The sequence below is a fragment of the Vibrio sp. D420a genome, from assembly GCF_030248625.1.
Classification (GTDB): domain Bacteria; phylum Pseudomonadota; class Gammaproteobacteria; order Enterobacterales; family Vibrionaceae; genus Vibrio; species Vibrio fortis_A.
In genome coordinates this window covers 1-22,129 of the sequence record NZ_JAHGAN010000041.1, presented here as the reverse complement: position 1 = coordinate 22,129, position 22,129 = coordinate 1, and the positions used below count along the sequence as shown (strand labels likewise).

Here is a 22,129-nt window from a genome sequence, read left to right as displayed (position 1 = left end):
ATTGTTCTCCGTTATACTTTGAATTGTGAAGTGGATTTGCTCAGCTCTGTAACGATGTCACTGAGTTGGTGACTCAGAGCTTCTAATTGATCGGTAGACTGAGATACTTGGTGAGAGCACTGTCTAAAATCATCCATATGGGTATGAATCTGTTTTGAAGCGCGAGCCTGATGTTCTGTCGTACTCGCTATCTGACGATTAAGCTCGGTAATTTCCTCAACCTGCCCACTGATTTCGAGTAAGTAGTCCCCCGCGTTTTGCGCATCTCCAACGGCCTGGGACGAGCTTGCAAGCCCTTGGTCCATAGCACCTACCGCCGCATTTGAGCCAGATTTTAGTTCACCAAGTAAGGCATTAATCTCTGTCGCAGATTGCTGGGTGTTATTGGCGAGGACACGTACTTCATCAGAAACGACGGCAAAACCGCGCCCATGGTCCCCCGCGCGAGCGGCTTCAATGGCAGCATTGAGTGCGAGTAGATTGGTTTGCTCCGCAACGCTTTGTATCGTGCTCAAGATTGAGCCAACGTTGCTCGCATTCTTGTCCAACTGTTTTAACTTAGTTGCCGTATCACGGATGTTGCTTGCCAGCTCTTCTATTTCCTGGCTTGTTTTCAATACAACTTGAGTACCCGTTTGCGCACTTGCATTCGCTTTCTGTGCTTGTGAATCAGCATGTGATGCAAAGCCAACAACTTGTTCAATGAGAGCGATGATGTTGTTAACCGCATCAGTCACTTCTTCAATATGGTCACGTTGAGTGCTGTTTAACGCCAAGGTTTGATGGGATTCACTGCGAATCTTATCGCTCACAACTTCCAGCTCCTGCCCAATACTCAAAGTGCTTGCGATGATCCCTTGAAGCTTTTCAATAAATTGGTTAACGCTTTGCACTAAGGTTGCAATTTCATCTTTGCCTGAGTAATCAATTCGGACCGTCAGGTCGCCATCACCTGTGGCAATGGCTTGCATTTTTTCGGTTACCAACAGGATTGAGCTAATAACAGATTTGAAGATTGCATAACCGACAGCAAAAACAGACAAGAGAAAGAAAACCCCAAGCCAAACTGATTGTTGGGCAGCATCATTTGCGGCGTTCTCTGAGTGCAAAATGGTATCAACGACATTTTGGCTCGCTGATGCACGTAGCTGGTCGCTTAACGCAAGTAACGAGTCATAATCCGCGCTGAGCTTATTCGACCTAACCGTTAAGTTATCAAACGAGTCATTTAAATTAATGAAATCTGAACTCAACGCATATGCAGATTCGGTGTATTTTTTTAGCGAAAGTGACAATTGATTAAACGCATCAGCTTGTGAAGGTAGAACTATCGCTCCCTTATTTGCTTCGACTTGTAAATCAGCGGATATTTGGCGTGCATAATCGATAGCCTGCTCGTCTTCCATGATCACAGCGGCTTCAAATTGTTGTCGCACATTTGGTAACAGAGAGTTTATTTTTGTGGCATGCTCTAATGCAGGGTAATAACTTAACTCTAATTGAGTGAGTCGCTGACTATTATCACGGTGAATAAAGACATTGATGGTAATTATCGCCGCTAAACTGAGCGAGATAATTGATAAAAGAACGACGAATTGTACTTTTATATTGATATAACGAGACAGCAGCATATGGTTCTATTTAATTATCGCAAATTGACAATTATGTTACCGTCAGATCACTTCCTTCAGTGAATGGATTCACTAAACAAATGACACGTTATGTTCAAACTAGGTTTAATCAATGATTATAATTTTGTTAAAGCCTCGCTTACCCATCACCCAAAGAAAAACCCCGAGGACTTGAGCTCTCGGGGTTTATTATTCGATATTAAATTACTAGCATTTCCACTATGCACATATTAATCGTTTAAATTGTTTTATAAATTTGATACTTCAAATTTACAGATCACTACCATAGATATCAAAAGAGAAATACTTAGCGGCAATCTTATCGTAGGTGCCGTTCGCTCGAATCTCTTCGATGGCATTATTGAACTGCTCCGCTAATTTTGCATCTTGTTTTCTTAACGCCAGCGCAGTGCCTTCACCGATATAAGCTTTATCGGTTACCGCTTTACCTTTGAATTCGAAACCCTTTCCTTCTGTTTTATCTAGGAACGCAAGTGATAGCTGGTCTGAGTTACCAAACGTGACGTCTAAACGACCGTTCTGAAGATCAAGGTAGACTTCATCTTGGCCAGTATAACGCTTGATGGTTGCGACACTGCCGAACTTGTCGGTCACGTAACGATCATGAATAGTCCCTTGCTGCACGCCGATGGTTTTACCCGCTAAGCCATCTTGGTCAATATCAAATGTCGCGCTTTTAGCGGCAACGAATACTGCCGGGGTTTGATAGTACTTATCCGTAAACAGGATCTTACGCTTACGCTCTTCCGTAATACGCATCGACGCCATAATCACATCTGACTTTCTTGCCAGTAGGCTGGGAATCAGTGAATCCCAGCTTTGCGATACCCAAGTACAGTCCAATTTCGCTTGCTCACATAAGGCATCGGCTATCTCAATATCGAACCCAACCGGCACACCGTCGCTGTTTTTGTAGTTAAAAGGTGGATAGGTAAAATCTGAGGCCAAGCGAACCTCTTTCGCCTGTACGGCGGTACCAAGTAGAGCAGCTGCGCAAGTGAGTCCTAGTAGTATCTTTTTCATCATTGCCATCCTAGATATGATCTTTATCGAGTTGAAGTTGAGGTTCTGTATTCTGAGTGTGTTGTCTCTGACGTAATTCTTTCTGGTAGTGATTAAGTGACGCTATCACTTCATCCATGCTCTCTTTACTGCCAATACTGATGCGAACGCAATTACGTAACGCAGGCTCATGATGTTGATTCCTGGTTACAATGCCATTTTTCGCCAATACGCTAAACAATTGGTGTTCAGGCTTGTGCTTCAGCAACACAAAGTTGGTCGACGACGGGTAAACTTGCTCAATGAAATCAAACTCTGCCAATTGAATTGCAAAGCGATTACGTACTTCAACCAAGTCTAATGTCGAATCTCGCATTGCTGAAACTCGCTCGTCAGACAGTGCCTCTAGTACTATTTGCGATGAGCAATCCGGCATTGGGTATGGCGGTATCAGCTTCGCGACATACTGCATCACATTTGGGCTAGCCAAGATAAACCCGCAACGCACGGCAGCTAGTCCAAACGCCTTAGACAAAGTGCGAATCACCACTAAGTGTGGATAGCGCTCAATTAGGTTTACGGCTGATGTCTGCGGTTCAAACTCAATATACGCTTCATCAACTACCACGAGTGATTTGCCTTGCGTACCTTCAAGAACTTCTACCAGATCCGATTTAGGGATCACATTGCCAGTTGGGTTGTTTGGTGAACAAAGGAAAACGATATTCGCTAACTCCGCTTTCTTTATCACGTCGGCAGTATCTAAACTGAAATCTTCCTTAAGCGGCGAATCTAGTGTTTCAATCGCCAACGCATCAGCACAAAACTCATACATTGCGTAGGTTGGAGAGCAAATTAGTATCTTGTCTTGAGCAGGTTTACAGAATGTTCTGATTAATAGATCAATCGCTTCATCCGCTCCACGCACCGCAACCGTGTCAGCATCCGTTTCACAATACGCTTGGTATGCTTTCGCTATGTCTTGCGGCAAAAAGTCAGGGTAGCGGTTATGCCCTACTTCGCCCGGAAACAGTGAGCTCTCTAACTCGTTTGCATTTAACCAAACACGCCCATCACCACCAATTCTTCTCGCCGATTGGTAAGGTATTAATTTTTTTACTGCCTGAGGCACTAAGCTATCGATAAAAGATATCAAGAGGCGTTCCTTTCCACATAATCAGAATGTTATCACCACCGATTTCATATTCAATATATTCGACATATCCAGATATTTAATCATAAATGATGATTAAGTATTTACATTCAAACAGAACACTATTGATAAATGAATCGAAATAATTACATAATAGCCATGATAAAAAGTCATAGGTATATATATGAATCATTCGCTGCCTTCCACCAAAACCTTGCTCGCCTTTCTATCAACAGCAAGGCACTTGAATTTTACCCATGCCGCTCATGAACTAAACGTCACGCAAGGGGCTGTTAGCCGTCAGGTTTTAGCCTTTGAAGACAGCTTAGGGTGTGATCTTTTTTATCGTCATGCTCGTGGCCTATCGTTAACACCTAAAGGTGAAGAGTTGGTTCCACTCATTCAAGCAACCATCCAACAGCTGCAATCTGCTCTGAATCAAGTATCGAGCTCTCCTTCAAAAATAAAACTCAATGCCCCAAGCTGTATTACCTCTTGGCTGCTACCCAAATTGATGTCGTTTCAACAGGCTTACCCTGAGATTGATGTAGAGCTAACATCCACTATCAAGCACGTCTTTGAGCCGAGCTTTGACCCATTTGACGCTGTAATTACCTATGGTAAAAAACCAAACCAACACTCAATCGTCAGCCAACTGTTGTTTAACGAGCAACTTGCGCCAATATGCCAATCGCAGATTATTGTTAAAGAGCACCTGACAGAGATTGATTCCAGCATCATCAAACCACACAAGCTGTCCCAATACACTTGGCTGCACGCTAATAATGAGCAAAGTGACTGGCGATTGTGGTTGGAGCATATCGGCAGCAATGAACTTTCAAGCAAAAATAACCAGCAATTTGCGACACTTGATCAGGCAATGAACGCGGCAATTCAGGGGTTCGGTATTGCCATTGGTGATATCACGCTTGCAAAACAAGACATCGATTTAGGCAGATTAGTGAAAGTGAGCGAAGGCAGTGTGTTCTCAGGAAATGGTTATTTCTTGTTGCAACCGAAGAACCGCCAGAATACTTCGCTATCCACTCTGGTTGATTGGTTGGTTGATTAGCTCTGATGGAATAGAAACGGATCGGCTATGAATAGACGGTAAACCCCGCACGGAAAGCATAGAACTTACAGGTTGCCGACATTTTTCAAAATGAGAATCGATTTATTCTCAAATTGATGCGGAATATTGCCTCTAAAAATAAAACTATTCTTCTCGCAACACGTATTGTTATGTTGAAAGCAGACGAAGCATTCTTTTAACTGAATGAAAATATGAAACAAATCACTCTTTCGAGTTAAAAAGATCCATCCTCGACATGAAAATGGCATTCGAATTGCTTTGTCATAGACAACCCAACCAATATAAAGCAGGTTGCACTTTTTTCTCATTGCAGCTTGTCACGGAGGATAGGCTATGACCTTACAAAGACATACGTATTACGGCTTGATTCACCATGGGATTAAAACACTACTAATGGATCGTATTGGCCACTTTACTGAACGCGAATATCATGAGTATTTGGATCTCACTACGGGGAAATCTACTTGCTTTATGATGAGTGAAGAAGAGCTCGAACAAACACTCGACAACCTCAAAAGTGAAGGTTACTTGGAAGACATTAAACAACTTATCCCACGTTACCAAACTGCATGTACGCGGTGACAAGATCACTCAATCAAACATTTCATTTTCAAGTGCTTCGGTCTATTTTGCATCGAGGCACTTTTAGCTAGACTGAATAGAAGTACCTCAATAGGATGTTCGGTCTAACATGAAGCAAATTATCGACTTTATCCCGCTTATTATCTTCTTTGCTCTGTATAAGATGTATGACATCTATACCGCGACAGGGGCATTGATCGCCGCAACCGCCATTCAAATTGCATTGACTTACCTACTCTACAAAAAAGTGGAGAAGATGCAGGTCGTCACCTTCGCTATGGTTGCTGTATTCGGTGGTATGACGATATTCCTGCATGACGATAACTTTATTAAGTGGAAAGTCACCATTGTTTACGCACTGTTCGCTATTGGTTTGACTGTAAGCCAACTAATGGGAAAACCGGCAATTAAGGGGATGCTTGGAAAAGAGCTCACTCTGCCTGATTCTGTATGGCGTAACATCAACTGGGCATGGACGGCATTTTTCGTGTTATGCGCCGCTTTAAATGTCTATGTTGCCTTCAATTTATCACTCGACGTATGGGTGAATTTCAAAGTATTTGGTCTTTTGGTCGCAACCATTACATTTACTTTGTTGACAGGTTTATACATCTACAAAAGCTTACCTAAAGACAAACAACAGCCCCTTTCTGGGAAAAATCGAGACGAGGAGTAATGGTCGAATGAGATCTCAATCTCATTTTTTGTTACAATCTTGCACATTATTTCGTTCACAGTGGTCACTAGGATAAACGCCGGCCACTGACTTATTGATGTTTTGGGAATCCCTTATAATGAGTCACACTTCTGATGCGCCAAAAGGCCAACTTCTTCTTCGCACCCTTGCTATGCCTGCCGACACCAATGCCAATGGCGATGTCTTCGGTGGCTGGATTATGTCTCAACTCGATTTGGCTGGCGGCATTTTGGCGAAAGAAATCTCATGCGGCCGCATCGTAACGGTATCGGTTTCAAGCATCACGTTCAAAAAGCCTGTGAAGGTGGGTGACGTGGTATGTGTTTACGGCGAATGTACCAAAATCGGTCGCACTTCAATGAGCATCGACTTGGCGGTATGGGTTAAGCCCGTTCGTGACCACGGTATCGAAGACCGTTTTATGGTCTGTGACGCGACCTTTAACTATGTCGCTATCGATTCTGAAGGCAAGCCTCGCGCTATTGCGAAGTAGTCCAACAACTTAACAATCCAATAGCCAATTAATATCGGGTCTTTAGAGCGTTTTCTATTCAGCTTTTAAAGACCTACCCTCTTCGACGCGCATCAATTCACACTTTCTTCTTTTTCCCCCTTCCAAATACAATTAGTTCGCGTAAATTAGCTACATAGCTCATCGAGCCTCTTTTTTGTGAAGTATAAATAAGGATATACCAATATGTGGTACGTGATTTTCTCTCAAGACGTCGAAAACTCATTGGAAAAGCGCTTAAGCGTTCGCCCTCAACATTTAGAGCGCCTACAAACACTTCACGATGAAGGCCGTTTATTGACTGCTGGCCCAATGCCTGCAATCGATTCAGACAATCCAGGCGAAGCTGGTTTTACAGGCTCAACGGTTATTGCAGAATTTAATTCACTAGAAGAAGCGCAAGCTTGGGCAGATGCAGACCCATATATTGAAGCTGGCGTCTATGCTAATGTAATTGTAAAACCATTTAAGAAAGTATTTTAAAGTGAAAAAGTGGATTATCGGATCACTGGCTGCGCTCGTCCTAGCGGGCTGTAGTTCAAGTGACCAAGACAAACAACGTCAATTAGAGATGATGGCGCAACACCGTGCAGGTGTTCTATCAGCTGGCCTGCCGATCGAATACGGCCCGTTGAAAGTAATGCGTGTCTTGGCGAAGAACACCGTGATTGAAATCATGATGATCTACAACCAAGATGCTCAAGGCGCAAAGCCGCTGAATCAAGTATTGAAAAGCAGCGTGAATAGCTACTGTACCAGCTCAGAAGTAAGAGCCAACCTAGATATGGGCTTGGCGTACAACATCAAGATTCGCAATACGCGTGGTCAATTGATGGTCGAGCAGCTTATCAGCAAGCAAACTTGCGAAAGCGGTAGCTAATTCGAGATTCGAGCAAATGTTAATAACAGAAGCCTCGCGATTGCGAGGCTTTTTTATGCAATTAAGGCTTCAGATATACACCCTTAATCTAGCTTTACTTGTCTTACACTTCTTCAGCTTCCCACTCTTTTCGCAATGCTTTCGTCGCTGAAACAAGGTTTGCTAATGCAGTTTCGGTTTCTTCCCAGTTACGGGTTTTGAGGCCGCAGTCTGGGTTAGCCCATAAACGCTCTGCTGGGATCTTCTCTGCTGCCTTCTTAAGTAAGCCAACAATCCACTCCTCTGATGGAATGTTTGGCGAGTGAATATCATAAACACCAGGGCCAATCTCATTCGGATAATTGAACTCTTCAAACGCTTTGAGCAACTCCATGTTTGAGCGAGAAGTTTCAATGGTAATAACATCGGCATCTAGTGCTGCAACTGACTCGATGATCTCATTAAATTCGCTGTAACACATGTGGGTATGAATCTGAGTTTCTGGCTTCGCGCTTGCAGCAGAGACTTTAAACGCATCCACAGCCCACTCTAAATACTCCGCATGATCGGCTTTCTTCAAAGGTAAACCTTCACGGATCGCAGGTTCATCAATCTGAATAATGTTAATGCCGGCATCTTGCAAATCAGACACTTCATCACGCAGTGCAAACGCCAACTGGTTAGCAATCTCTTTACGGGAAATATCTTCTCGAGGAAAAGTCCAACACAAGATTGTCACAGGCCCGGTCAACATGCCTTTCATCTGCTTAGAGGTCAGCGACTGGGCGTAAGTCGACCACTCAACGGTGACTGGGTTTTCTCGCTCAATATCAGCAACAACGATGGCTGGCTTCACACAACGAGAGCCGTAACTTTGAACCCATCCAAACTTGGTCGTCTGGAAACCAGCTAAGTTTTCAGCAAAGTACTCAACCATGTCATTACGTTCTGCTTCCCCGTGAACAAGCACATCAAGATCAAGCGCTTCTTGGCGTTTAACGGCGTCTGCAATGTGCCCTTTCAATGCTTGTTTGTATTCACTTTCATTCAGCTTTCCTGCGCGATAAGCACTGCGTTGAACTCGTATTTCTCCAGTTTGCGGGAAAGAACCTATCGTTGTTGTCGGTAACAATGGTAAACCTAGTACTTCAGACTGGTGAGCCGCACGCTCTGTATAAGGTGCACTTCGCTCGCCAATTGCTTTCGTCAGTGTTTTCAATCTCGCTTGAACATGTGGCTTATTCACGTGGGTCGCTTGCTTACGTGCTTCAATCGGTAAGCTGTAAGTTTCACAGGCTAATATCGCTTTCTGATCGCCATCTAACGCAGCACCTAACAAGCTCACTTCAGCCACTTTTTGCTTGGCGAATGCAAACCAACTCTTCACCTCTTCAGTTAATGTCTCTTCAAGCTCTAAGTCGACTGGGCTGTGCAGTAGAGAACAAGAGCTTGCGACCCATAACCTCTCTCCTAACGACTCTTTGATAGATTGAAGCGATGTCAGTTGAGAAGCCAAATCAGCGCGCCATACGTTGCGCCCATTAATGACTCCCGCAGAAAGCACCCAATCTTGAGGTAGCTTCTCAACGACGTCGTTCAACTGCTGAGAAGCAGCAGCTAAATCAATATGCAGGCCGTTTACCGGAAGGTCGATAATCTTATCTAACGTATCGCTCACGGAATCAAAGTAGGTCGTTAGCAGGAGCTTTACGTCGCCCTGAATCACTTGGTAAGCCAGCTTGAATGATTCTGACCATTTGGTTTCTAGCTCCAAGGCAAGAATCGGTTCATCGATCTGTACCCACTCAACGCCCAACTTCGCTAACTTCGCCAGAATTCCCTGATATGCGGTTAGCAAGCGAGGCAACAAACTCAAACGATCAAACCCCTCTTCCACTTCCTTACCTAGGTAAAGGTATGACAGTGGCCCTAACAATACTGGTTTCACTTTATGGCCCGCTTTAATCGCCTGATTGACCTCATCAAAAAGTTGCGGCCAGCTAACCTCAAAAGAGTCGTCCTGGCTGAACTCAGGCACAATGTAGTGATAATTGGTGTTAAACCATTTGGTCATGTCTGATGCCGCGGCGCCATCTTGGTCATGGTTATGATTTGAACCACAACAACTGCTCTGAGATTGGCCGCGACCAACACGGAACAGCGTATCCAAATCAGGGAAGCCTTGATCATGACGCTTTGGCACATGACCAAGAAGCAACGTAGTAGCAAGAACATGATCGTACCAAGCGAAATCGCCAGCCGTGACAAAACTTAAATTGGCGTCCGATTGAACTTGCCAATTACGTTCGCGCAACTGACTGCCGACAGCCTTGAGTTCCGTTTGATCGATTTCCCCACGCCAATACTTTTCCAAAGCGAATTTGAGTTCTCGTTTTTCGCCAATACGTGGGTAGCCTAAAATATGAGTCGTTGTTGTCATGAGCCTATTCCTTAATCACTATTTTAAATCCGGTCAGACGCTGAATAATTTCGATAAAAGGCGTCTGGATGGCTAAACTATCTCGCCAAACGTATTTGTGAACAATCTCCAAATATTCAACTTGTTTATTATAAAACCTCATGTTCATTAATTCACACATGAGAAAACCGAAAACATTTAGACGTCCAGATGTTTACACATCCACAAAAACGGCGTAGGGTAGTTATTAAGAAATATTGAACATCAGCTTAGGAACTATGAGGATTACTCATGATAGAGCTCAAACATCTGCGAACATTGACCACATTGCGTGATAGCGGCTCTCTAACAGCGACCGCGACATCACTACACTTAACGCAATCTGCGTTATCGCATCAATTGAAAGATCTTGAGGCTCGCGTGGGTGGGCAGCTTTTTCTGCGTAAAACTCGTCCAGTGAAGTTCACCTCCGAGGGTGAAATACTGCTCAGACTGGCGGATGAGGTGTTACCGAAACTGGCAAAGGCGGAGAATGAACTGGCTAGTCTTAAGGAAGATGTTAACGGCAGGCTCCATATGGCGATTGAATGCCACTCCTGTTTTCAATGGTTAATGCCAGCACTTAAAGAGTATCAAGTGACTTGGCCAAGCGTGACCCTCGACTTCTCATCTGGCTTTGGCTTTGAGCCTTTACCTGCTTTGATGGCAGGAGAACTGGATCTAGTGATCACCTCCGATATCCAGCCTAGATCTGAAGTTCACTATGAGCCGCTGTTCGATTTTGAGATGCGCCTGATCACAGCAATTAACTCTCCCCTTGCTGAGAAAAAAGCAATTCAACCAGAAGACTTGGTCGATCTAACGATGCTCTCCTACCCTGTTCAGAAACAGCGTCTAGATGTGGTAAAGCACTTTCTTCAACCAGCGGGGATCGAACCTAAGAAATGGAAACAGGCTGACAATACATTGATGCTTGTACAAATGGTATCTGCAGGATTAGGTGTAGCAGCACTACCGAACTGGGCAATCAGTGAGTTTTCAAGACAAGGATTGATTGCTAGCAAACCGCTCGGGAAAGGGCTATCTCGTCGCCTATTTGCAGCGGTAAGAAATTCAGACAAAGACAAACGCTACTTACAAGCCTTCTTCAGCACTGCAAGACAACAAAGTAAGAGTCACCTCGATGGAATCAAAGTCGTCTAACCATATAAGCCTTATTTTTTACAAAATACGCAGTTTTAAAAGTTCCAAAAACAACAAAGCCACAGACTGAGCATCTGTGGCTTTTTAAGCTCTTTAAACTGTTACCATGTTAAACCGTTACCGCGCTAAGCAGTTATCTCGGATAGGATTTGAATTGATTGGTCAATGGATCGTATTGGTAGCCGAGCATATCCAGTTTGCCCACCACGCTTTCGATATCCATTTCATACATGCTGACAAGCTCTTCAAAACTATCACATTCAAGGCGTAACTTTTCGTTGACGATCCCTAATAGAATAATGCTATCTAGGCTTTTGACGTTGCTTAAATCCATCTCCTACTCCTTACGAACACATCGACTGATTTAAGTTTAGAACGACAATGGTAAACCCGCTTATTAACAGATCACATTTCTCGCTCAATCAAAGAACAATTCGCAACTTTCTAAAGTTCCCAAATTGCTATAGTGCCTAAATTGCTGAAGTTCATAAATTGCTAAAGCGCCCAGATTGGCTCTAAGCCCACAACCGACGCGATCAGCATCAACAAGGCAACAGCAAGTTGGATTTTTTCAGGTGTTTTCGCGAACAACAGGTGCCAACACCAAACCACAATCGATGAAATCAACAGGGCAAAGCTGAACAGTAGCGACGGAACCATAGGCTCCAATACTGCATCAGAAAGCGAGTAAACGCCTAGCACAGTAGCCAACACCACCAGCATACCGCTCAAGATACCAGCAACCGGCAAAATACGATGGAATGCCTGAAGGCGCGTTCGTGCAATCGTCAGCAATAGATGAGAGAAGGCGCTACCTAGTAGAACTGTAAGAAGCAGAGATGAGATTAAGCCAACTAGAGTTGCCTTTTCGCTCGCTTGAATACCCACATAAGAGAGTGCCAAACCACAGGCCAGATACATCACCCAGATAGGGCCAGCATCACGAGTCTTCTTAGTCTGAACTTGAGAGAAGAAATAGAAGATGGCAAATACCACTAAGAAAGCTTCGACCTTGAGTGATGCAACTGCCAACCAAAGTACGCCGATAGCTGGCAATACCTTATGAATACGACCACGCTGGCCTGGGCAGATATCCCCTTTCACTAAGATCAGCGTAAGGACGAGTTGTGCACCCAATAACATAGGCGCAAGTTGAAGTAATACAGATTCGATCATTGGGATCTACTTATATGGACTTATTTTCGCAGAATGATATCAAAAACTGCTTGGAACACTAATCAAAATCATCAATTTGCTCACTGTCTCGTATCCTTGGTCTATGCTCTTTCCAAGAATCTCCTCCCGACATAGCGATACATAGTTTATTGAGGGAAAGACACTAGAACTATCAGGGGCATGTTCTACTGGCTAGTCAGGGCGCATGTCGCTATAATTCCCGCCTCAAAAATCAGAGGTCGAAATATGTACAGCGATATCACTCCTATTCACGAACACAAAAAATACTGGGCCGAATGCTACGGCACAGCTCCCTTTTTACCAACCAGTAGAAAGGAAATGGATGCTCTTGGATGGGACAGCTGCGACATTATCATCGTAACGGGCGACGCTTATGTCGATCACCCTAGCTTTGGTATGGCGATCATCGGCCGTTTGCTTGAAGCACAAGGCTTCCGCGTAGGTATTATTGCTCAACCAAAATGGGACAATAAAGATGCCTTCATGAAGCTAGGTAAACCAAACCTATTCTTCGGCATTACTGCGGGCAACATGGACTCCATGATCAACCGTTATACCTCTGACCGTAAATTACGTCACGATGATGCCTACACGCCAAATAACGAAGGTGGTAAGCGTCCTGACCGTGCAACACTGGTTTACTCACAGCGTTGTCGTGAAGCTTACAAAGGCACACCGATTGTTCTAGGTGGTATTGAAGCAAGTCTTCGCCGCGTAGCTCACTACGATTACTGGTCTGACAAAGTTCGTCGTTCTGTTCTTTTCGATGCAAAAGCAGACATCCTTCTATTTGGTAACGCAGAGCGCGCATTGGTTGAAGTTGCACACCGCTTAGCCGATGGTGAAGATATCGCGAACATGACTAACATTCGTGGTACTGCGGTCAACTTGCCTGCTGCGCCAGAAGGTTACAAGATCATCGACTCTTCTCGTATCGAAAAGCCGAACAAAGCCTATGTACCGGTTAACCCATACGAGGTTGAAACCCAGTGTGATACGAAGAAAGACGAAGAGCCAAAAGCGCAGCCAATTACTATCCGCCCTTCTCGCCATGATGCGAAAACAACAGCGGTTCGTATCCCTGCATTTGAAAAGCTAAACAATGACCGCATTCTTTACGCTCACGCTAGCCGCATTCTGCACTTAGAGACGAACCCATACTCTGGTCGTGCTCTGATTCAACGTCACGGTGATCGCGAACTTTGGGTAAACCAAGCGCCAATCCCTCTCACAACAGAGGAGATGGACTATGTATTCGGCCTTGCATACAAGCGTGTCCCTCACCCTATGTATGGCAAAGCGAAGATTCCTGCTTACGACATGATCAAAACGTCAGTGAACATCATGCGCGGCTGTTTCGGTGGTTGTTCTTTCTGTTCAATTACCGAGCACGAAGGTCGTATCATCCAGAACCGCTCAAAAGAGTCTATCTTGGATGAAATCGAAGACATTAAAGAGAAAGTACCTGGCTTTACAGGCACTATCTCTGACTTGGGTGGCCCAACTGCGAACATGTACCGCTTAGGCTGTTCGGACCCGAAAGCGGAAGTGAACTGTCGTCGTCCATCGTGTGTGTTCCCTAAGATCTGTGAGAAATTAAACACAGACCACAAACACACTATCGACCTGTACCGCTCTGCACGTAAAGTGGAAGGCGTTAAGAAGATCATGATCGCGTCTGGCGTTCGTTACGACCTAGCGATTGAGTCTCCAGAATACGTACGTGAGTTGGTTACACACCACGTTGGTGGCTATCTGAAAATTGCACCAGAGCATACCGAAAAAGGCCCTCTTGATCTGATGATGAAGCCGGGTATGGGTACTTACGACCGCTTTAAAGAGATGTTCGAGAAGTACAGTGCTGAAGCGGGCAAGAAACAGTATCTGATCCCTTACTTCATCTCGGCTCACCCGGGTACAGAAGATGAAGACATGCTTAACCTCGCGCTTTGGCTGAAGAAGCACAACTATGAGTGTGACCAAGTTCAGAACTTCTACCCATCACCAATGTGTAACGCGACGTCGATGTACTACTCAGAGACCAACCCTCTGAAACGCGTTAAATACAAGAAGCGTGAAGATATTCCTGTGCCAAAAGGTGACCGTCAACGTCGTCTGCACAAAGCACTATTGCGTTACCACGATCCAGAGAACTGGAAACTGATTCGCGAAGCACTAATCGACATGGGGAAGAAGCACCTAATCGGTGATAAGCCGGGTTGTTTGGTGCCAGAAGAAGACTTTGATGCACAAACACCAGCACAACGTCGTAAGTCTGGTCGTCACGGTGCTCACCGTTTCGCGACCAAGCACAGTAAATCTCAACCGGGTCTTGGCGGCGAGAAGCCACGTAACCATTCAGGCAAAAAGCCAAGTGGTAAGAAGCCTAATAGTAACAACGGCCAAAGTAATGGTCATCAGGGCAACGGAAATGGCGGCGGCAACGGTCGTAAACCAGCGAGCGGTTTCATTAAGAAAGGTCCGGGCGGACAATCTCAAGGAAACGGCAAACCAAACCGCAACAAAGCGGGCAATGGCCAAGGTGGCAAACCTTCTGGTAACGGAAAGAACCGCCAACGTGCGGCGCAGCGCTAACTCTTAATAACAACGAGAGCTTTCAGTAGCGAAGTTAACTTTAAGTAGTTAAACGACAACCCTTCGCTTTAAATGACAAAAGTCCAAGTGATTTCCCCACTTGGACTTTTTTGTTTCTGTGGCTAGATGAGTGGCTAAGCTTGAGTTTGTTTAAACACCCAAGCCTTGCTGAGTAAGTAGTTACTGACCATTCCAACCAACACCCCGACCGCCATAGCCAAAAACAGCGAGCCATAGAATTCAGGCAGTATTAATATGAGAGCCATAAAACAGATTAAGTTGGGTACGGCCGATATCATTGCGGAGGTCATGAATTTTTGCCATTGCTTAAAATCATCCCTGCGTGACCCTGTCCCTTGGTATTCGAACGTTAGCACTCGGTTACCAATCCAAGTGCTGGTTGCCGCGACTAGAAAGGCCAACACCCTTGCCCACATCACCGACAAATCACCCACAAAATGAAATAGAGCGAAAGCGACACAATCGACAACAAACCCACCAGCACCAACACATGCAAACTTAATTAGCTGATGATGAGACCTCAATACTCTTTCGATACTTGAGGTCATCGTTCTAAAGTGAAATGGCATTTTCATCGAGAATCTTTACGGCAACGGGTTCAGCAACTGCTGTCGGACTCATTGGCTTACAACTGAATAACGCGCGTTTCTGTTTATCAACGGGTTCTCGCACACAGCTTAATGCATTCTGTGCAATGACCGACTCAACCTCTGCCTTCTTGCCAATCAAGTAGAACTTATCACTCGTATCTGCCTCTGAGATATCGGTGATTTTTTTTGCTTGCCCTAAGCTATAGAACTGACCAGAGAATGGACGCTTACCGATGTAGTGACTTGGGGCGTCGTCTTCAATATGGTTGAAGATAATCCGGTCACTCTTCTCGTTCGCCTTACCTAAATTCAAATACACCATGGCTATCATCAGCAATACAGGCAACACTAGCGCGACACTTGAGAACCACTTCTTATCTTTCTCTACCACCAGCATTGCCACAAGCAGACCTAACGCTGGAATACCCGGTAACACGTAAGCAGGGAGAATATTTCCCGCCATAGTGAACAGCAGCAGTGGTGAAATCAGCCAACAAATTAGGAACGAAAATAAGCCACTGTTGGTTTGATTTTGCTCTTTGATCTTCTGGCGACGAGCAAACGCCAGTATTGGCAGTACAATCGACCAAGGGGCTGCCGCTTGAATCCAGAATACCCAAATCATACCTCGAGCTTCGTCGTGAGCGGAACCATAGAGGTCGCCTTCCCAACCGCTTACAACAAAACGCTTGAAGTGTTCGCCAACGATGAAGTAATCGATAAAACCCGGTGTCGCCATTTCTGCCATGATGTACCAAGGCAGAGCAATCGCCATCATTAACACCAAACCAGAGACAATTGGAAAACGCTGCCACAAGGCTTTGAATGCACCAATCAATCCATGTTGTAAAACAAGCCACGGGAAAACCGCGATACCCATGATCACAATCGCGACAGGACCTTTGGCAAGCAGACCGCAAGCAAGACCAATGAAACCGACATAGCCCCAAGCATTATTAATACGCTTGCTGCCCTCTCCTTTCCAACACAGGTAGAAGCCGAGCATAGCGATGGTCATGGCCAGTGTAAGAGCAATATCCGTCATCACCGCACCCGCAGCAATCGAGAAAATGCCACATGTTGCCAATACCACAGCAGCAACCAATGCGCTCTGCCCGGTACGTTTAGCAAAATAGGCGATCAATAAGATAGTGAATACGCCCGCTAACCAATGAGGAGCACGAACTGCGAATTCACTCAAACCAAACAGCTCGATGCCGGCTGCACTCATCCAAGTAAACAGTGGCGGCTTACCCCAAAAAGGCACACCGTAGTCAAACTGAGGTGTGAGCCAGTTGCCGGTTTCAACCATCAGGCGAGCCATTTCGCCGTAACGTGCTTCAGTAGTATCCATCAACGGATACGTCGCCAGTGACAGCAACCTAAGAATTAGCGCGAAGGCTAATAAATACCACAGGTGCGTTCTGTTCAGGCTCATGCTGATTCCTCTAATTTATACGTTGTTTTGAGTGCCGGTTTATCGACAACAGATTGAATGAGATACAAAGGACGATTTTTAGTTTCGATGAAGATACGGCCAATGTATTCGCCCATCAGACCAATACTAAGAAGCTGGATACCACCAAGCGCTAGCTGGACAACCATCATCGACGGATAACCCGTAATCGGCTCACCAAACATCAAGGTTTTAAAGATGATAAACATGCCGTAAACGAAGGCACTGAGAGCGACCATACTGCCAAGCGCGGTTGCGATACGCAGTGGTCGAATAGAGAAAGAGGTGATGCCATCCATCGCCAAGCCAAGTAGCTTGAGGTAGTTCCATTTGGTCTCACCACAAAAGCGTGCATCGCGTTTGAATTGCACTGTGGTTTGCTTAAAGCCTGGCCAAGAGAAGATGCCTTTCATGTAGCGATTACGCTCTGGAAGCTGATTGATGTGGTCGACAACTTCACGGCTTAGCAGGCGAAAATCTCCAACGTTCTCAGGTACATCGATTTTTGCTGCGGCGTTCATTACGCGATAAAAACTTGCTGCTGAGAACTTCTTAAACCAAGTCTCGCCATCACGCTGACTGCGCTGCATATTGACAACGTCATAACCTTCTCGCCATTTAGAAACCATATCTGGAATCAGTTCTGGCGGATCTTGTAAGTCCGCATCCAATAAGATCACCGCTTGACCACGGCAATGTTCTAAACCTGCGCTCATCGCAGACTCTTTACCAAAATTACGTGATAGACCAATGACTGAAATAGAGCTCGCAATTGACTTAAACGACTCCACCACAGCCAAGCTATTGTCTTTGCTACCATCATCGACATAGACGATCTCACTCGAGATGGGCAGTTCATCAAGTACCTTAGTTAAGCGCGAGTGGAACTCGGGCAGTACTTCCTCTTCATTAAAGAAAGGCACAATGATAGACAGCGAGATTGCCGGGCTAATTTGAGGTTCGCTTGAGCGGCGCGAATTGATGTGAAGTTCAGTCATAATACGGTCTTCTATTTTTTGATTCCGTAAGCAGACTAACTACCGCACCATGAAAGTTATGTTATTGACATATTTTTCACGTCAATTCAGGATGATCGTTATAACAAATAAGTCCTAATGGGTAATGAGATGAAACGAGTATTGCTGGTAGAAGATAACCGTGAAATTGCAGGTGTACTGTTCGACTACTTTGAGTGTATTGGCATGGAACTAGATTATGCTGATAATGGCGAACTCGGCTTACAACTCGCTATGGATAACTCTTTCGATATCATTATCCTAGACCTGATGCTGCCTCGGATGGATGGACTCACTGTCTGCAACAAACTGCGTGAGAACGGCAACACCACCCCTATTCTGATGCTTACTGCACTAGATAGCCGAGACGACATGCTCGCTGGTTTTGAACATGGTGCCGATGATTACCTGACCAAGCCGTTTGACCTCGATATCCTAGAAGCTCGAATGAAAGCCCTAGTTCGCCGATACCACGGCGCCGTAGCATCGAGTAAGTTGGTATTTGGTGAAATCAGCATTGACCAAAAGACGCGTAAAGCCTATCGACAAGACAAGCTATTGGCTCTCAATCCAACCACTTATACCATCCTTGAAATGTTATGTAAGAGTGCGCCGGATGTGGTTACCCGTGAGGATATCTCCTATAAGCTTTGGGAAGAAGACGAACCCAATAACGATGTCTTGCGCAGCCACATTTATCAGCTAAGAAACCAACTAGACAAACCTTTTGACCAACAGATGCTGATTACCGTACCCAAGGTCGGTTTTAGATTGGAGTCCAACTCGTGATATTAAGTGTACTGAGCAGCACCAAAAGCCTAACCGGTCGACTCGCCCTATTCTTTGGGTTGATGGCCGTTATCATTACAGCCTTTGTCTATGCGGTCTTTATCGCTGCTCTGTACCTATCGGAAGACCGAGTCGGTGAAAGGCGTATCCTTATCGACCGGAACTATGCCGTCACCCTCTTTGAAGCCGGAGCACAAGGTGAAGTCCGCATTGATGACCTCACCACCGCTTTCAATGACCCTGCTCTGGTGCCTGATCGCTATCAAAAGTATATCGATAACAAAGAGAGTTTCATTGGCGAAGTCGGTGATGAACCGCATTCGCGCATGGTGTATATCGGTGAGTATTCACACGATGGGGTAACCTATCCGCTTATCTTACTCTCTGAAATAGACCGAATAGAGTTTGACGTCACAGAGCTTCTCTATGCGACCTCCTTTGTTCTTACATTGTTGGCGATTCTGATCTTCAGCTTTGGAGCACTGCTGTACCGCCTCTCTCAACGATTAATCGAGCCATTTAATTCACTGGCAAAACAGTTAGAGAACAATAAAAATAACCTCAATCAGGAATTTTCCGTCCAAGATGGTGCAGCGATTGAGTTTCGCCAACTTACAAACCAGCTCAATGAGTACCGTCGTGAAATCAATGCGCTAGTAAAACGTGAACAGGCTTTTGCTCGCTACTCTAGTCATGAACTGCGCACGCCTCTTACCGTTGCGCGAGGTTCGAACAAGCTGCTTCTACGTAGCCAAATGACAGAATTCCAACATCGCCAAGTAAAACGTGTCGACGATGCAGTTTCTCAAATGTCCGAAATGGTTGACGCGCTGCTAGGGCTAGTTCGTTATGAACGAAATCAAGACGACGCGCCAATTCGTCTGTTCAGCCAGCAAGAGCTCGAACAGATCATTGCGAAGAACTCTGCACAAGCGAGCGAAAAGCAAGTAGATGTGACACTGGAAGTGGAAGGTGAGCCCAGTATTCGAGCCACCAGCGCGATACTTAATATGTTGATTGGCAACCTACTGAGAAACGCCATTGCTGCTACCAACCGTGGCAAAGTGGAAATCACCCTGACCCAACATTTGATCAGTATCCATGACCAAGGTGAAGGGTTGACTGAACAGTACAACCCAAGTGGGCACGGCTTGGGGTTGCTAATCGTGGAAGATCTCTGTAACCGATACCATTGGGATTTTGAACTCATTAACCATCAAGACGGTGGCTGCGTCGCACTGGTGGTATTTGACCAACAACCACAATAATTCCAACCTCACACTAAACACACAAGACCCGATGTTTGGGTGAACTATCCACCCAAACATTGATTCAAACGGTTTACTTGCACTATCAGTTATCTGATACTGCGCCTCCAAATGTTCAACATATGCCCCGTGGCATCCATCCAACATGAAACTCAACAATAGCCCTATCACACAACATCAATTCAATGGCCGCACTTTCTTTTTAAAGCGTGATGATCAATTGCACTCCCATTTTTGTGGTAACAAAGCGCGTAAGTTCATGCAGCTTCTTGAAGAGGAGCATCCGAACATCACGACATTGATCTGCTACGGTTCTGCCCAAGCAAACTCATTGTTGTCACTGGCTGCACTGGCGAAGATAAAGGGCTGGAATTTGGAGTTTTACGTTGATCACTTACCTCAATGGTTGATTGATAAACCGATAGGAAACTACCGTGGTGCGTTAGACCTTGGCGCCAAGGTGATCAGCATGCAAGTAGTCGCTAGTGACTTGCACCCAAGAGATTATATTGAACAAGTCAGACAGCCGGGGCCTGAGTGTATCGTGCTACCAGAAGGTGGACGCAGCAAGATGTCTGAGTATGGCGTAAAACAGCTCGCAATGGAGATCTTAAGCTGGACACGTTTCGAACCTAAGTATGACTTTGTCATCGCCCTACCAGCTGGCACGGGGAGCACCGCACTTTATCTCCACAAACATCTTAAAGTGCACAACATTCCCGTCATTACCTGTGCTTGTGTTGGTGGTAGTGACTACCTGACAAAACAGTTTGAAGAACTGGGTGAAAACGATCACCCACAAATTCTTCCTCTGGAGACCAAGCATCACTTCGGTAAACTCTATCAACGAGATTACCAAATGTGGCTCGACCTTTTAGAAGAAACCGATGTCGAGTTCGATCTACTTTACGACCCTTTGATGTGGCAATGTTTAGAGCAATGGCAACAAGATAACCCAGACAAAACACTGATCTATATTCATCAAGGTGGCTTGCTCGGCAACGAATCTATGCTGCCTCGTTATCAACGTAAATACCCAGAAATGACTGCCAACCAAACACTGGATTGGTAGTCAGTTTAAGTATTGCCTTCGAAGTAATATCTCGTTTTTATGTTGTCAGCCATGCAGCGGTAAAGTTCTTTTCTATACTTTCCATTGGGAAAATACCGACAGGAAGGACCTATGCAAATTCGAACGGCTCTATCTTTACTCAGTGCAGCACTCTGCACGCCTGTTATCGCAGGCGAGAACATACCCTATACCGTCGATGGCCTTGAATACGAAGGTTATTGGAGCGAATCCAGTGACAACGCACCATTGGTGTTGCTTGTTCATGACTGGGATGGCTTGACTGACTACGAAAAAAAGCGAGCAGAGATGCTCAATGAACTGGGTTACAACGTATTTGCTGTCGACCTTTTTGGTAAAGGCATTCGACCAACCGAAGTGAAAGACAAAAAGCAGCACACTGGAGAGCTCTATAAAGACAGAGAGAAAATGCGTTCTCTACTCATGGGCGCTGCAGCTCAAGCTGAGAAACTGGGTGGTAATCTCGATAACAACGTCATGATGGGATACTGTTTTGGCGGCGCTGCCGTCTTAGAAGCGGCTCGGGCTGCGATTCCATCTAAAGCCTATGTCTCTTTCCATGGCGGCCTATCAACACCTGACGGGCAAGACTACTCCCAAACACCGTCCCAAGTCGTCATTTTCCACGGTACTGCGGATGCCATGATCTCTATGGCGGATTTTGGCAGCCTAGCTGAACAACTGGAATCAGCGAACGTTGAACATGAAATGCTGACGTATAGCGGCGCTCCTCATGCATTCACAGTGTTTGGCTCTATGAACTATCAACTCGAAGCCGACCAGAAGTCTTGGGCTCGCTTTACCGAAGTGCTTGAGTCCGCGACACAATAACTCCACATCCAACATCCCATATACAAAAAAGCGCCTCTCAATCATTTGGAGGCGCTTTTTGGTATCTCATTGTTTCACCGAGCTTTTCGTATCTCGTATCTCGTA

The 22,129-nt window shown here is 45.3% G+C and carries 21 protein-coding genes; 12 read left to right on the top strand and 9 right to left on the bottom strand.

Going from position 1 to position 22,129, the window contains the following annotated elements; all coding sequences use genetic code 11:
* Nucleotides 1–11 precede the first annotated feature (11 nt).
* From KI743_RS21175 to hisC, 3 genes are all read right to left on the bottom strand, one after another.
* On the bottom strand, nucleotides 12–1,631 hold the full coding sequence (locus tag KI743_RS21175) for a methyl-accepting chemotaxis protein (RefSeq protein ID WP_285468056.1): 1,620 nt from the start codon (nucleotides 1,629–1,631) through the stop codon (nucleotides 12–14).
* 270 nt (nucleotides 1,632–1,901) lie between these two features.
* Nucleotides 1,902–2,675 (bottom strand): ABC transporter substrate-binding protein, encoded by a 774-nt coding sequence (locus tag KI743_RS21170; protein ID WP_285468055.1) that lies wholly within the window; start codon nucleotides 2,673–2,675, stop codon nucleotides 1,902–1,904.
* A 10-nt stretch (nucleotides 2,676–2,685) separates the two neighbouring features.
* Nucleotides 2,686–3,810: a histidinol-phosphate transaminase gene (gene hisC / locus KI743_RS21165; protein ID WP_285468054.1), complete on the bottom strand. Its 1,125-nt coding sequence runs from the start codon at nucleotides 3,808–3,810 to the stop codon at nucleotides 2,686–2,688.
* Between the two features lie 181 nt (nucleotides 3,811–3,991).
* Between hisC and KI743_RS21160 the strand changes: the two genes are divergently transcribed.
* From KI743_RS21160 to KI743_RS21135, 6 genes are all read left to right on the top strand, one after another.
* Nucleotides 3,992–4,879 (top strand): LysR substrate-binding domain-containing protein, encoded by an 888-nt coding sequence (locus KI743_RS21160; RefSeq protein WP_032549328.1) that lies wholly within the window; start codon nucleotides 3,992–3,994, stop codon nucleotides 4,877–4,879.
* Nucleotides 4,880–5,233: 354 nt separating this feature from the next.
* A complete protein-coding gene (locus KI743_RS21155; protein WP_032549329.1) occupies nucleotides 5,234–5,482 on the top strand; it encodes a hypothetical protein in 249 nt (82 codons plus the stop codon).
* A gap of 109 nt (nucleotides 5,483–5,591) precedes the next feature.
* Nucleotides 5,592–6,158, top strand: a complete 567-nt coding sequence (locus KI743_RS21150) for a septation protein A (RefSeq protein WP_285468052.1) — start codon at nucleotides 5,592–5,594, stop codon at nucleotides 6,156–6,158.
* 118 nt (nucleotides 6,159–6,276) lie between these two features.
* Entirely contained in the window at nucleotides 6,277–6,672 is a 396-nt protein-coding gene (yciA, locus tag KI743_RS21145) for an acyl-CoA thioester hydrolase YciA (protein ID WP_150871970.1), read from the top strand.
* Between the two features lie 204 nt (nucleotides 6,673–6,876).
* A complete protein-coding gene (locus KI743_RS21140; protein WP_032549334.1) occupies nucleotides 6,877–7,173 on the top strand; it encodes a YciI family protein in 297 nt (98 codons plus the stop codon).
* 1 nt (nucleotide 7,174) lies between these two features.
* On the top strand, nucleotides 7,175–7,570 hold the full coding sequence (locus tag KI743_RS21135; RefSeq protein WP_032549335.1) for a GspS/AspS pilotin family protein: 396 nt from the start codon (nucleotides 7,175–7,177) through the stop codon (nucleotides 7,568–7,570).
* A 103-nt stretch (nucleotides 7,571–7,673) separates the two neighbouring features.
* On the opposite strand, the gene metE is transcribed toward KI743_RS21135, so the two are convergent.
* On the bottom strand, nucleotides 7,674–9,989 hold the full coding sequence (gene metE, locus KI743_RS21130) for a 5-methyltetrahydropteroyltriglutamate--homocysteine S-methyltransferase (protein WP_285468050.1): 2,316 nt from the start codon (nucleotides 9,987–9,989) through the stop codon (nucleotides 7,674–7,676).
* 270 nt (nucleotides 9,990–10,259) lie between these two features.
* Here metE and KI743_RS21125 point away from each other — a divergent pair, with 270 nt between their 5' ends.
* A complete protein-coding gene (locus KI743_RS21125; protein ID WP_150871962.1) occupies nucleotides 10,260–11,171 on the top strand; it encodes a LysR substrate-binding domain-containing protein in 912 nt (303 codons plus the stop codon).
* Between the two features lie 133 nt (nucleotides 11,172–11,304).
* On the opposite strand, the gene KI743_RS21120 is transcribed toward KI743_RS21125, so the two are convergent.
* Together KI743_RS21120 and KI743_RS21115 are read right to left on the bottom strand one after the other, a co-directional pair.
* Complete coding sequence (locus tag KI743_RS21120; protein ID WP_150871959.1) at nucleotides 11,305–11,505, bottom strand: DUF4250 domain-containing protein; 201 nt, start codon at nucleotides 11,503–11,505, stop codon at nucleotides 11,305–11,307.
* Between the two features lie 161 nt (nucleotides 11,506–11,666).
* Entirely contained in the window at nucleotides 11,667–12,347 is a 681-nt protein-coding gene (locus KI743_RS21115) for a hypothetical protein (protein WP_285468048.1), read from the bottom strand.
* A gap of 246 nt (nucleotides 12,348–12,593) precedes the next feature.
* Between KI743_RS21115 and KI743_RS21110 the strand changes: the two genes are divergently transcribed.
* Nucleotides 12,594–14,963 carry a YgiQ family radical SAM protein gene (locus tag KI743_RS21110; RefSeq protein WP_285468046.1) on the top strand — a complete coding sequence of 790 codons (2,370 nt, stop codon included), beginning with the start codon at nucleotides 12,594–12,596 and terminating at the stop codon, nucleotides 14,961–14,963.
* Nucleotides 14,964–15,097: 134 nt separating this feature from the next.
* Here the strand turns inward: KI743_RS21110 and KI743_RS21105 are convergent, their stop codons facing one another.
* From KI743_RS21105 to KI743_RS21095, 3 genes are read right to left on the bottom strand one after another with little or no spacing between them, the layout of a single operon-like run.
* Complete coding sequence (locus tag KI743_RS21105; RefSeq protein WP_285468044.1) at nucleotides 15,098–15,559, bottom strand: GtrA family protein; 462 nt, start codon at nucleotides 15,557–15,559, stop codon at nucleotides 15,098–15,100.
* Nucleotides 15,537–17,012, bottom strand: coding sequence for a glycosyltransferase family 39 protein (locus KI743_RS21100; protein WP_285468043.1), 1,476 nt, complete (start codon nucleotides 17,010–17,012; stop codon nucleotides 15,537–15,539). The genes KI743_RS21105 and KI743_RS21100 overlap by 23 nt, the downstream gene beginning before the upstream one ends.
* Nucleotides 17,009–18,028, bottom strand: coding sequence for a glycosyltransferase family 2 protein (locus KI743_RS21095; RefSeq protein WP_285468042.1), 1,020 nt, complete (start codon nucleotides 18,026–18,028; stop codon nucleotides 17,009–17,011). Before KI743_RS21095 ends, KI743_RS21100 begins: the two co-directional genes overlap by 4 nt.
* A 129-nt stretch (nucleotides 18,029–18,157) precedes the next feature.
* Here KI743_RS21095 and KI743_RS21090 point away from each other — a divergent pair, with 129 nt between their 5' ends.
* The 4 genes from KI743_RS21090 to KI743_RS21075 all read left to right on the top strand — a co-directional run bounded on the left by KI743_RS21090 (nucleotide 18,158) and on the right by KI743_RS21075 (nucleotide 22,024).
* Nucleotides 18,158–18,835, top strand: coding sequence for a response regulator transcription factor (locus tag KI743_RS21090; protein ID WP_285468041.1), 678 nt, complete (start codon nucleotides 18,158–18,160; stop codon nucleotides 18,833–18,835).
* Complete coding sequence (locus KI743_RS21085) at nucleotides 18,832–20,103, top strand: HAMP domain-containing sensor histidine kinase (protein WP_285468040.1); 1,272 nt, start codon at nucleotides 18,832–18,834, stop codon at nucleotides 20,101–20,103. The genes KI743_RS21090 and KI743_RS21085 overlap by 4 nt, the downstream gene beginning before the upstream one ends.
* Before the next feature lie 145 nt (nucleotides 20,104–20,248).
* Nucleotides 20,249–21,175 carry a pyridoxal-phosphate dependent enzyme gene (locus KI743_RS21080; protein WP_285468039.1) on the top strand — a complete coding sequence of 309 codons (927 nt, stop codon included), beginning with the start codon at nucleotides 20,249–20,251 and terminating at the stop codon, nucleotides 21,173–21,175.
* A 111-nt stretch (nucleotides 21,176–21,286) separates the two neighbouring features.
* Nucleotides 21,287–22,024 carry a dienelactone hydrolase family protein gene (locus tag KI743_RS21075; protein ID WP_285468038.1) on the top strand — a complete coding sequence of 246 codons (738 nt, stop codon included), beginning with the start codon at nucleotides 21,287–21,289 and terminating at the stop codon, nucleotides 22,022–22,024.
* Nucleotides 22,025–22,129 lie beyond the last annotated feature (105 nt).

What these genes read in the sequence shown, in the direction of transcription:
- KI743_RS21175 (WP_285468056.1), bottom strand. Translation starts at nt 1,631, where the DNA reads ATGCTGCTGTCTCGTTATATCAATATAAAAGTACAATTCGTCGTTCTT.
- KI743_RS21170 (WP_285468055.1), bottom strand. Translation starts at nt 2,675, where the DNA reads ATGAAAAAGATACTACTAGGACTCACTTGCGCAGCTGCTCTACTTGGT.
- KI743_RS21160 (WP_032549328.1), top strand. Translation starts at nt 3,992, where the DNA reads ATGAATCATTCGCTGCCTTCCACCAAAACCTTGCTCGCCTTTCTATCA.
- KI743_RS21155 (WP_032549329.1), top strand. Translation starts at nt 5,234, where the DNA reads ATGACCTTACAAAGACATACGTATTACGGCTTGATTCACCATGGGATT.
- KI743_RS21150 (WP_285468052.1), top strand. Translation starts at nt 5,592, where the DNA reads ATGAAGCAAATTATCGACTTTATCCCGCTTATTATCTTCTTTGCTCTG.
- yciA (WP_150871970.1), top strand. Translation starts at nt 6,277, where the DNA reads ATGAGTCACACTTCTGATGCGCCAAAAGGCCAACTTCTTCTTCGCACC.
- KI743_RS21140 (WP_032549334.1), top strand. Translation starts at nt 6,877, where the DNA reads ATGTGGTACGTGATTTTCTCTCAAGACGTCGAAAACTCATTGGAAAAG.
- metE (WP_285468050.1), bottom strand. Translation starts at nt 9,989, where the DNA reads ATGACAACAACGACTCATATTTTAGGCTACCCACGTATTGGCGAAAAA.
- KI743_RS21125 (WP_150871962.1), top strand. Translation starts at nt 10,260, where the DNA reads ATGATAGAGCTCAAACATCTGCGAACATTGACCACATTGCGTGATAGC.
- KI743_RS21120 (WP_150871959.1), bottom strand. Translation starts at nt 11,505, where the DNA reads ATGGATTTAAGCAACGTCAAAAGCCTAGATAGCATTATTCTATTAGGG.
- KI743_RS21115 (WP_285468048.1), bottom strand. Translation starts at nt 12,347, where the DNA reads ATGATCGAATCTGTATTACTTCAACTTGCGCCTATGTTATTGGGTGCA.
- KI743_RS21110 (WP_285468046.1), top strand. Translation starts at nt 12,594, where the DNA reads ATGTACAGCGATATCACTCCTATTCACGAACACAAAAAATACTGGGCC.
- KI743_RS21105 (WP_285468044.1), bottom strand. Translation starts at nt 15,559, where the DNA reads ATGAAAATGCCATTTCACTTTAGAACGATGACCTCAAGTATCGAAAGA.
- KI743_RS21100 (WP_285468043.1), bottom strand. Translation starts at nt 17,012, where the DNA reads ATGAGCCTGAACAGAACGCACCTGTGGTATTTATTAGCCTTCGCGCTA.
- KI743_RS21095 (WP_285468042.1), bottom strand. Translation starts at nt 18,028, where the DNA reads ATGACTGAACTTCACATCAATTCGCGCCGCTCAAGCGAACCTCAAATT.
- KI743_RS21090 (WP_285468041.1), top strand. Translation starts at nt 18,158, where the DNA reads ATGAAACGAGTATTGCTGGTAGAAGATAACCGTGAAATTGCAGGTGTA.
- KI743_RS21080 (WP_285468039.1), top strand. Translation starts at nt 20,249, where the DNA reads ATGAAACTCAACAATAGCCCTATCACACAACATCAATTCAATGGCCGC.
- KI743_RS21075 (WP_285468038.1), top strand. Translation starts at nt 21,287, where the DNA reads ATGCAAATTCGAACGGCTCTATCTTTACTCAGTGCAGCACTCTGCACG.